This is a genomic window from Streptococcus sp. E29BA (genome assembly GCF_041807805.1).
Lineage (GTDB): Bacteria > Bacillota > Bacilli > Lactobacillales > Streptococcaceae > Streptococcus > Streptococcus entericus.
Map to the genome: position 1 here is coordinate 1 of NZ_JBGTZA010000051.1, position 8,769 is coordinate 8,769.

The 8,769-nt window shown below is 48.8% G+C and carries 6 protein-coding genes; all 6 read right to left on the reverse strand.

Annotated features, from left to right (window positions below):
• Positions 1 to 121: 121 nt before the first annotated feature.
• Entirely contained in the window at positions 122 to 640 is a 519-nt protein-coding gene (pyrR, locus tag ACERC8_RS09280) for a bifunctional pyr operon transcriptional regulator/uracil phosphoribosyltransferase PyrR (protein ID WP_373659604.1), read from the reverse strand.
• A gap of 1 nt (position 641) precedes the next feature.
• On the reverse strand, positions 642 to 1,538 hold the full coding sequence (locus ACERC8_RS09285) for an RluA family pseudouridine synthase (RefSeq protein WP_373659605.1): 897 nt from the start codon (positions 1,536 to 1,538) through the stop codon (positions 642 to 644).
• Positions 1,523 to 1,978 carry a VanZ family protein gene (locus ACERC8_RS09290; RefSeq protein ID WP_373659606.1) on the reverse strand — a complete coding sequence of 152 codons (456 nt, stop codon included), beginning with the start codon at positions 1,976 to 1,978 and terminating at the stop codon, positions 1,523 to 1,525. Before ACERC8_RS09290 ends, ACERC8_RS09285 begins: the two co-directional genes overlap by 16 nt.
• A gap of 200 nt (positions 1,979 to 2,178) precedes the next feature.
• Complete coding sequence (gene lspA, locus ACERC8_RS09295; protein WP_373659608.1) at positions 2,179 to 2,643, reverse strand: signal peptidase II; 465 nt, start codon at positions 2,641 to 2,643, stop codon at positions 2,179 to 2,181.
• Positions 2,640 to 3,557 (reverse strand): LysR family transcriptional regulator, encoded by a 918-nt coding sequence (locus ACERC8_RS09300; RefSeq protein ID WP_373659609.1) that lies wholly within the window; start codon positions 3,555 to 3,557, stop codon positions 2,640 to 2,642. The genes lspA and ACERC8_RS09300 overlap by 4 nt, the downstream gene beginning before the upstream one ends.
• 73 nt (positions 3,558 to 3,630) lie before the next feature.
• The coding region (locus ACERC8_RS09305; RefSeq protein ID WP_373659611.1) for an Ig-like domain-containing protein at positions 3,631 to 8,769 on the reverse strand (5,139 nt) is incomplete at its 5' end.

Here is an 8,769-nt window from a genome sequence, read left to right on the forward strand (position 1 = left end):
TAAAACGAGAGAAGACAAGAACTGTCCTCTCTCGGTGTTAAGTGGGTCAACCCACTACAGTTGACAAAGAGCCAAAAGAAACAAGCCTTCGACTTGTTTCTCTAATCAACCCACTAACAACTTAATCTCCTATGATGCTGATCCCATCCTTGCCGTCTGTCTCAATCATCTCAACCAAGACTGCTTCGGTGCTTGATGTCGGCAGGTTCTTACCCACATAATCCGCCCGAATGGGCAATTCCCGATGACCACGATCAACCAAGACTGCTAAGCCAACACGGGCAGGTCGCCCTAGACTGACTAGCTTATCGATGGCCGCCCGAATCGTCCGCCCAGTGTAGAGCACATCGTCAACCAAAATCACATCGCGAGCCGTCACATCGACGGACACCACGCTACTATCCTCTGTCACCTTGATATCGTCCCTAAACGGCTTGGTATCCAACTCAATCACTGGCAGCTCCAACCCTTCCAGGCTCAAAATCCGCTCCTGCATTCGTCTCGCGATATGAACACCTCGGGTCTTAATCCCAGCCAGCACCACCTTATCCAGCTCCTTGTTGCGCTCGATAATCTCATAGGTCATCCGCGTGATAGCCCGCTGCATGGTTACGCCATCAACGATTTCTTTACTTTTCATCTTAGCCTCTCCTTAGTTTTTCTAGGGTTTCTTGGAAAATAGCTGGCGCAGGAGCCGTAAAGACCATCTCCTCACCTGACGTCGGATGGGTAAAGCCCAGTTTCTCAGCATGTAAAAACTGTCCCTGACCAGCTAAGGTTTTCTTAGGACCGTAGGCAGGGTCGCCAGCCACAGGGTGACCGATGTAGGCCATATGGACACGAATCTGGTGAGTTCGTCCCGTTTCCAAGGTCAGCTCGACCAAGCTGTAATCCCCAAACCACTCCAAGACTTGAAAACGGGTCAGGGCAGGCTTGCCTTTAGCCGTTACGGCTTGTTTTTTTCGGTCCTTGTCACTTCGACCAATAGGGGCTTCGATGACCCCGCGGTCGGTCGGCAGGTTGCCATGGACAATGGCCAGATACTTTCTCAGGGATTTCTTGTCTTTGAGCTCCTCAGCTAGAGCCTGATGGGCAGCATCAGTCTTAGCAATCATGAGCAAACCTGATGTGCCCTTGTCAATCCGATGGACAATGCCCGGTCGCACAACACCGTTAATGCTAGACAAGTCCTTGATGTGGTAGAGCAGGGCATTGACCAGCGTTCCTGTCACGTGACCTGCCGATGGGTGTACCACCATGCCTTGCGGCTTGTTAACAACCGCCACTTGGTCATCTTGGTAGATAATCTCTAGAGGTAAATCCTCTGGCAAGTAGTCCACAACCTCTTCCTGAGGCAGCGTGTAGGTGATGACATCACCTGCTTTAACAGCGTACTTGGCCTTGGCAGCTCTGCCATTAACCAAAACCCGCCCCGCCTTAATCTCATCGTTGGCGAAGCTACGGGAGAGGTCGGTTAAGTCGGCCAAAGCCTTGTCCAGGCGGCTACCGCCGTCTATAATGGTTAGTTCTTTTTGCATAAGGTTCTTTCTAGGAAAATAGCAAGCAGGCTGCCAACAGCGACGCCTGCGGTGTTCATGAGAAGGTCAGTGACATCGCTCATGCCGATAGTAAGGAGCCACTGAAGGGCTTCATAGCTGAGGCTCAACAGAAAACCTAGAGCCACGACTTTTGTAACTGCCCAGCGGGGCTTAGTTAGTTTGAGTAAGAGACCAAAGGGAATAAAAGCGACTAAGTTAAAAGCCACCTCCAGCCAAACCACCTGACCATTGATGATCAGCGGTTCGGCAAAGGGCACCCAGTTAATGTAGCGGTAACTGAGGAATATGGCAGGCGCTCCAAATTTGAAGAGAATCCCCCAAGTCAAGAAGAAAACATAGACAATCAGTAAACGACGGATGAATTTTAGTGACACCATACGGTAACCTCCAAAGGACCTTAGTAATGTGTAATAAGGCATCGGACACTCCAAATAGATATCAGGATAAATCTCCAGACCAGTTGGACGTTGTCGTTAGCTCAGCGCAAAGCGCTAGACAGTCAAACAATGATAACAGCCAATCCAGTCGATTATTGGGTATCCTCTATGACTGGTAGATTTGACAGCCAACAGCTCAGATGACTAACTCCCAACCAATAACTTTTTGTATAGATAGGCGACTATTGCTTCTGTTTCTCTAGATGGTCTTCCCACCAGAGCGCAACAAACATGAGGACGACACCGACGGTTAAGTAACTATCTGCCACATTAAAAATAGCAAAATCCATAAAATCCAAATGCACCATATCGATGACATAACCCAGGCGGAGACGGTCGATGAAATTCCCAACACCACCAGCCATCATTAAGGTCAGAGGCAATAAACTCAGCCAATGATTTTTGGATTTAACAAAATAAATGATTGCCCCCGTTAGGAAAACCAGAGTGACTACTGTAAAAAACCACTGCTGATCCTGCAAAATAGAAAAGGCCGCACCACTATTTTGGACATAGGTCAAACTGAAAATCGGTGGCAAAAAGGGTCTGATATCACCCAGTCCGATGTTAGACACTACCCATAACTTGCTCCATTGGTCAAGACCGACCAGAACAAGCGCTAAAAATGCCATCATTAGTTTTTTCATACCAACTCCTTAGGGTCTAAATCACTGAAATAAGCCGTCATGACTTCAACAAATTTTTGAGCACAACTCGATAGCGCCATCTCCGCACGTTTGACATAAACCAACTTATTGTCTGTCGCTCCTTCCAGCGGAATGACTGTGATGCCATTGACACTGGCACTATCTAAGAAACCAGACCCTGTCGCAAATGCATCCGTCCGCTCCAAAATCCCATTTAAGGTGGCACGATCCGTCACCTTGTAAATCAGACTAGATTCCGTGCGATCGACTAGATTTTCAGAGTAATAGAGGTACTCGTCCTTTTCTTGGGTAAATAGCACAGCAGGTAAGCCAGTCAAGTCATCTAAAGTCAGACTAGGCTTACTAGCCAATCTATGGTGTTTACCCAGATAGATATGGGTTTGAAAACCAATCAAGTCAATCGCTTCAAGGCCTTGCTTCTCCATCTTACGACGAATGCCCTCTTCATTTTGAGGACTGAGGTAAACAATGCCTAACTCACTATGCCCATCGATGACCTCATCGAGGATTTGTACCGTCGTCGACTCAAATATCCGAAAATGCCTAAACTCAGGATATTTTTCAGAAAAACGCGTCATTAAAGGGGTTAAAAAATCATAGTGCTGGCTGGAAATTGAAAACTCTCGTCCCTTGCCACTCGACTGCGTATACTGGTTTTCAAAGGAATCAAAAGAGCCAACCAATTTCTGAGCCTTTTCAAAAAAAACACGACCACGCTGGGTTAAACGCGTTCCTGAAGTTGTTCGATTAAAAATTTTAAAGCCAAGCTCATCTTCCAAATCTTTGACCGCTACGGATAAACTAGGCTGGCTAACGTAAAGATTGGTCGCTGCCTCACGAAAAGTACCGCTGTTGGCAATCGCTACAACGTAGCGTAATTGTTGAATGTTCATGATTACACTTTCTTAGATTGTACTCTCTACATTATACCACAAAACAGACGGGAACTCATCCCGTCTGTTTGACTTAGTTGATAACAATCTGGTCTGCCCTAAGGTCTAGTCCTTCTGGAAGTTTAGCAAAGATGATGGCATCTGTCTGACCAACTTGGCTAGGCAAATAGGCCAGATAACCGCTGGTGCGCTCATAATGAATTCGCCCAAAAGGATTATTCCGATCAATACCTGTAAAGATATTGGCTGACAGCTCAATAACATCATCTGCATCAAAGTCGTTAATGGTATCAATTTGACCATTGAGTGGGCTGTTAAAGATAAAGGTGTCTTGTCCACCGCCACCCGTCAGGGTGTTGGACAGGCTATTGCCTGTGATACGGTTGTCTGACGTGTTCCCTGTTCCTCGTCTAGCTTGACCGACTAAGGTCAGGTTTTCCACCTGTTCAGGCAGGCTATAGTCAACTGATGCGATAACCGTATCTGTCCCTTCTCCTACGCGTTCAATCACAGTGTCGCCGCTATTGTCCACGATGAAGACATCATCTCCAGCACCGCCATCGAGGAGGTCAGCTCCCAAACCACCGTCCAAGTAGTCATTACCAGCGTCACCGAAGAGGCGGTCGTCACCATCACCACCATAGATGGCATTATTGGCCACATTGCCTCGCAACTCATCTGCAAAGCGAGAACCGATCAGGCGCTCAATTTGCGTGCCATAACCGATGAAGGCTTGACCTCTTTGGAAATCATGGACATACTTATTGGCAAAAGCACCATAGTCCACCGTATTGGTCGGCTGATAATTTGGGTCATCCGCAAAGAACTCACCGATGGTCTGCTCTTTGGAATCCTTAACCACCAAGGTATCGGCCTTTTCGCCACGGTAAATCCAAGAGCCTGGCGTTAGATTAACCGTCACAGCTTGGTCTTCATGAGAGGCGTCAAAGGTATCCACCCCGCCGCCATCCCAAATGTAGATATTGCCGTCGGATTTATGACGGTCAAAATCTTGGAAGCGGTAAGTATCGTTGCCAGAACGCTGGGCTGGATTGACACCGAAACGGTAATGGAGGTAAATCAAATCATAGAGCTTGAGGTCAAAACTATCCAAGTCCATACGAGGGGCCCGATAAGTCATCACACTTAAGCTGCTCTGATTTTCCAGTGGTGGCAAGACAGGATAGCCTTCATGGGCGTGTTTTGAGCCGAAAGAATGGAAGGTCTCATGGATAAAGAGGTGGCGGAAGGATGGCAAACTCCAATCCCTATGATCCTCTTGCCCCTGACCATTTCGACCACCGATGTTGACATCGCCACCAGAAGCGGCATTATTAGCCGCTGTGTTATTGTGCAAATAGTAAACGATGTTGGCATCTGGTGTGTGGGCTGGACGATCTGCCCCAACTTGCTCAAAGGTCACATTGGCATAACGGCTAAAGAGGTCAAAAATCCGACGCGCCGCATCTCGGTTGGCCTGATTGATGGCATCATGGCGATAGGTCGGCGCTGCAAAGCCGTAGGTGATTACTGGTGTTTCTGTGTACTTAAAGGTCTTGATTGGCAAGTAACCACGAACGCTTGGGGTCATCCGACTGAGAGCCGCTAGGAAATACGGCTTATCGGTATTTGAGTGCTCAAAGGTAGCGATCAAATCAGCTGACACCTGCTCCTGAGATAGGGCAATCAAATCAGAAACCTGAATGGCTCGCCCTTGATAATCCTTGGTCTCCAAGGCAATCGACAGAAGGCCACTGCTATTGTTTTTAAGCAGAGCTGACGGCAGGGTGATTGTGAAGCTCTTATCCTCAGCCACACGTGCTGTGACCGTCTCTTCCCCTAGACCTAGGGTCACCAGATCACCAGACTTGGCTGCTCCAGACACTTGCCCCTTGATTTGGGTTAATTTTTCAGGAAGCGTCATAGCAACCTTGCCATCTTTAAAGATATGGTCATCTGTAAACTGCACCTGTTGACTGGTTAGTTGTGGCAAGGCTTGCCCGACAACATCATCCGCTAATCGGAGGTTATTTCGCCCATAGCGTGCTTCGATATGATAAATCGGGTCGCCCTTTTGCCCAAAGCTAATCTGTTCCCCCTTAGCTGCCAAGAGATCCGACAAGGGGAGGTTAAAGGTAAAGTTTTGCTGCCTATCCACCCCAGCATAGTAGGTCTTATCCTTAATGGTCAAACTGATTTCATGCAGTTGCTCTCGGTTGCCATGCTTAGCTGCTAAGCCATCTAGCGTCACATGACCGCTCACACGGACAGTGTCCCCCTGTTCCATGTCTCCCAACTGGGTCACCAAGACCTGTGCCGTCGCCCAATCCACAACCGTATAAGCTCGACTAATGGTCTTGTCACCGAGGCGCGCGGTCACAGCATAGGTTGGGTTGGTCACTAGGTCTGCCGTTGTCACTTGAGCAGTGAAACGGTCACCAGAGATTGCGGCTTTAACCTGCTGATCACCAATCATCAGTAGGACTGGCTGACCGTTGCCACCAGTCACCTGACCAGTGATGGTCGTTGTTGGCTTGGTCGCCTCGGTCACATTGATGTGGTCGTCTGCGGTGATGCTATCAAGGCTCAAGGTCACCTCCGTCGCAACCGCGGCTACCTGATAGGTCAAGCTAGCTTGAGCCTGACTGTCGTTGCCATGCGCGTCTCGACTCGTCACACGAGCAGTCAACTGACGACTGGCGTTGGTCACCAAAGCTTGACGGTCGAGGGTTAGACTAAAGTGTCCATCAGACTCTAGGCGTTCCTCCTGCTCCTGTCCAGCTAGGCTCACAACCACCTTATCCCCAGCTTGATGCCCGCTGATTTGTCCTTTGAGGACAATGGCAGAGCTGGAAGTTGGATCAATAATCGCTAGCGGCTCAAGCTGAATAGTGAGACTTGGTGCAACCGTATCCACGAGGATAGTGCCTGTCTGACTAGTTTGAGCGGTGTTACCTGCCAGATCCGTGACTTGGGCTTGAACTGTATAGAGATGATTGCCCTGAGTTTGTTTAAGAGGACCTGCTGGCAAAGTCACTGTCCATCGGTTGCCAACCAGCTCTGCTGGATGAGTTTGACCGTCTAAGCTCACACTGACGGTGCGGGCCCTAACCGCTTCATCCTGAGTCAGTTGACCAGCCAAAACCAGCGTCTCTGCTCGGCTATTGACCACCGTAGGTCGGTCTAGCGTCAAAACAGGTGTCGGCAGGGTGACATCGTAGGTATAAATCTGCTCCTGGTTGGAAACCGTGGTGCGGTTGCCAGCTGGATCTGTTGCTGTCAAGGTCAGACGGACGCGATCATCGCTCTCAAAGGCGGTCTTTGGCAGGGTCAGACTGTAACTTCTACCGCTAATGGTGACATGGTGCGTGGTATCGCCCAGTTTGGCAGTTAGGATGGCTGTCTCGTCATCAGCTAAGTTGATAATCTCGCCGCTGATGGTGACCGTGTCTGGGGTCGCCAGATTGATAATATTGCCCGCTGTCAATTGGTTATAGGTCAGGCTCGGCTCTGGTGGGGTCATATCAACACGATAAACACGTTCGCTCCTTCCTGTTGCCGTGTTGCCGTAGGCATCACTGGTGGTCACCTGAGCTTTGACCACCGTTCCTTCTGTTAGCTGATTCCCTGAAAGGGTAATTTGGAACTGACCGTTTTCGATACGGGCTTTGGCAGTCACCCATTGAACGCCCTGGCAAATTGGACAACCACAGGCAATGTCAACTTCCTCACCATCCTTAGCTCCTGTCACAAGACCGCTGATGACGATGCTATTGCGACTTTCTTCTAGGTTAATCACATCATCTGTCGCAATCGGATTGATGGTTAGGCTTGGTTGAGCTAGCTCTGTTTTTACCGCATAAAGCTGTTGCGCTCCAGCCACCATTTCCCCGGCACGCAAGACTTGAGCTGATAGGCTTTGGTGACTAACGAGAGCCTGCCCATCAATTTGAGCGGAAAAGCGATCGGCAGTCAAGTCCGCCAGTACACCCACCGTGCCAACCTGAATCATCAGCTGGTCACCCTCTTGCAGGTCACTGACTTGACCTGTAATGGTTAGAAGACTGCGGCTTTCATGAGCATTGATCACGTTATCTCCAGCAATGGCATCAAAAGTGACCACAGGTCTTGGTAAAGCTGGTAAAACATCAACGAGAACAGCTACTTCATCTTGGGAATGGTCTGTATAAGTCACCACGACACGCCCAACTAGAGCAGCCCCGACTTTATCCGTTCTCGGTTCATGACCTTCCTTCCAAGCAATAGAGGCGACATGATTTAGATTGACGTGTTGAATGCTTGCCGCAGCTACTACAGAATCACCAAGACGAACAATCTGTCTGATAGGTTGTGGTTCTTGGCGATCTGCTAGGGTCAGAACCTTACTACCACGTTCAATGATCGCATCTTGGACCTGACGAATCGTTTCCTGATGGGTTTCTGGTTGCCCAATTTTCTGACCACGATAGGTCTGGTAGATATGGGTTAAGCGAATGAGCCCTTCCACCCCAGCTTGTAGAGTCTCTTCATAATCAACAGGCTTAGTCGGATTATCCTGATAAATGATCCGAAACTCTACCTGTTGGTCTTCGGTTTCCGTCACCCGGCCCGCTTCTGGCTTGGTCCCAACCTTTTCTACTTGTGACACAGGTTGGGTGATAACCTCAGCTACCTCAGACAAGACCGTTCCTGTCCGCAGTCCTCGCTCGGTCTGGTAGGTTGTCACGATAGATTTAAGACCAGGTTGACCTGGGCGAATTAGAACCGTCTCGCCTGACCAAAGGTCGGGGTCCTCTTGCCGTTCGATAGTGAAATCAATTGGTTCTGAACGGTGCTCAACCTCCTTAGCATGGATTGACTTGGTTCCAACTCGTATAATCTCATCTTTTGGCTCTTCTAAAATTCGTTCAATGATTTCTGGATTCGGTTGACGATGACCATCAATTGTTTGATAAAGCGTCACCACCTCTTTACGACCAACTTGCCCTTTTTGAAGAACGTTATGTTCTCCCAACCATAAGTGATTATCCTCTTCTGCATGTGTTTGATACGGAATCACTTCCTCTTGTCGTTCAGTTTCTAGTGCTTTAACTGGCTGAGCAGGAGTGTCTGGCTTCGTTCCACGACGAATGCGCTCTGGAACTGGAGAGGTCGTTTCCTGACTAGAAACTAGTTCACCATTTAGATAAGTATACGTTAAAACTCCTGTGAC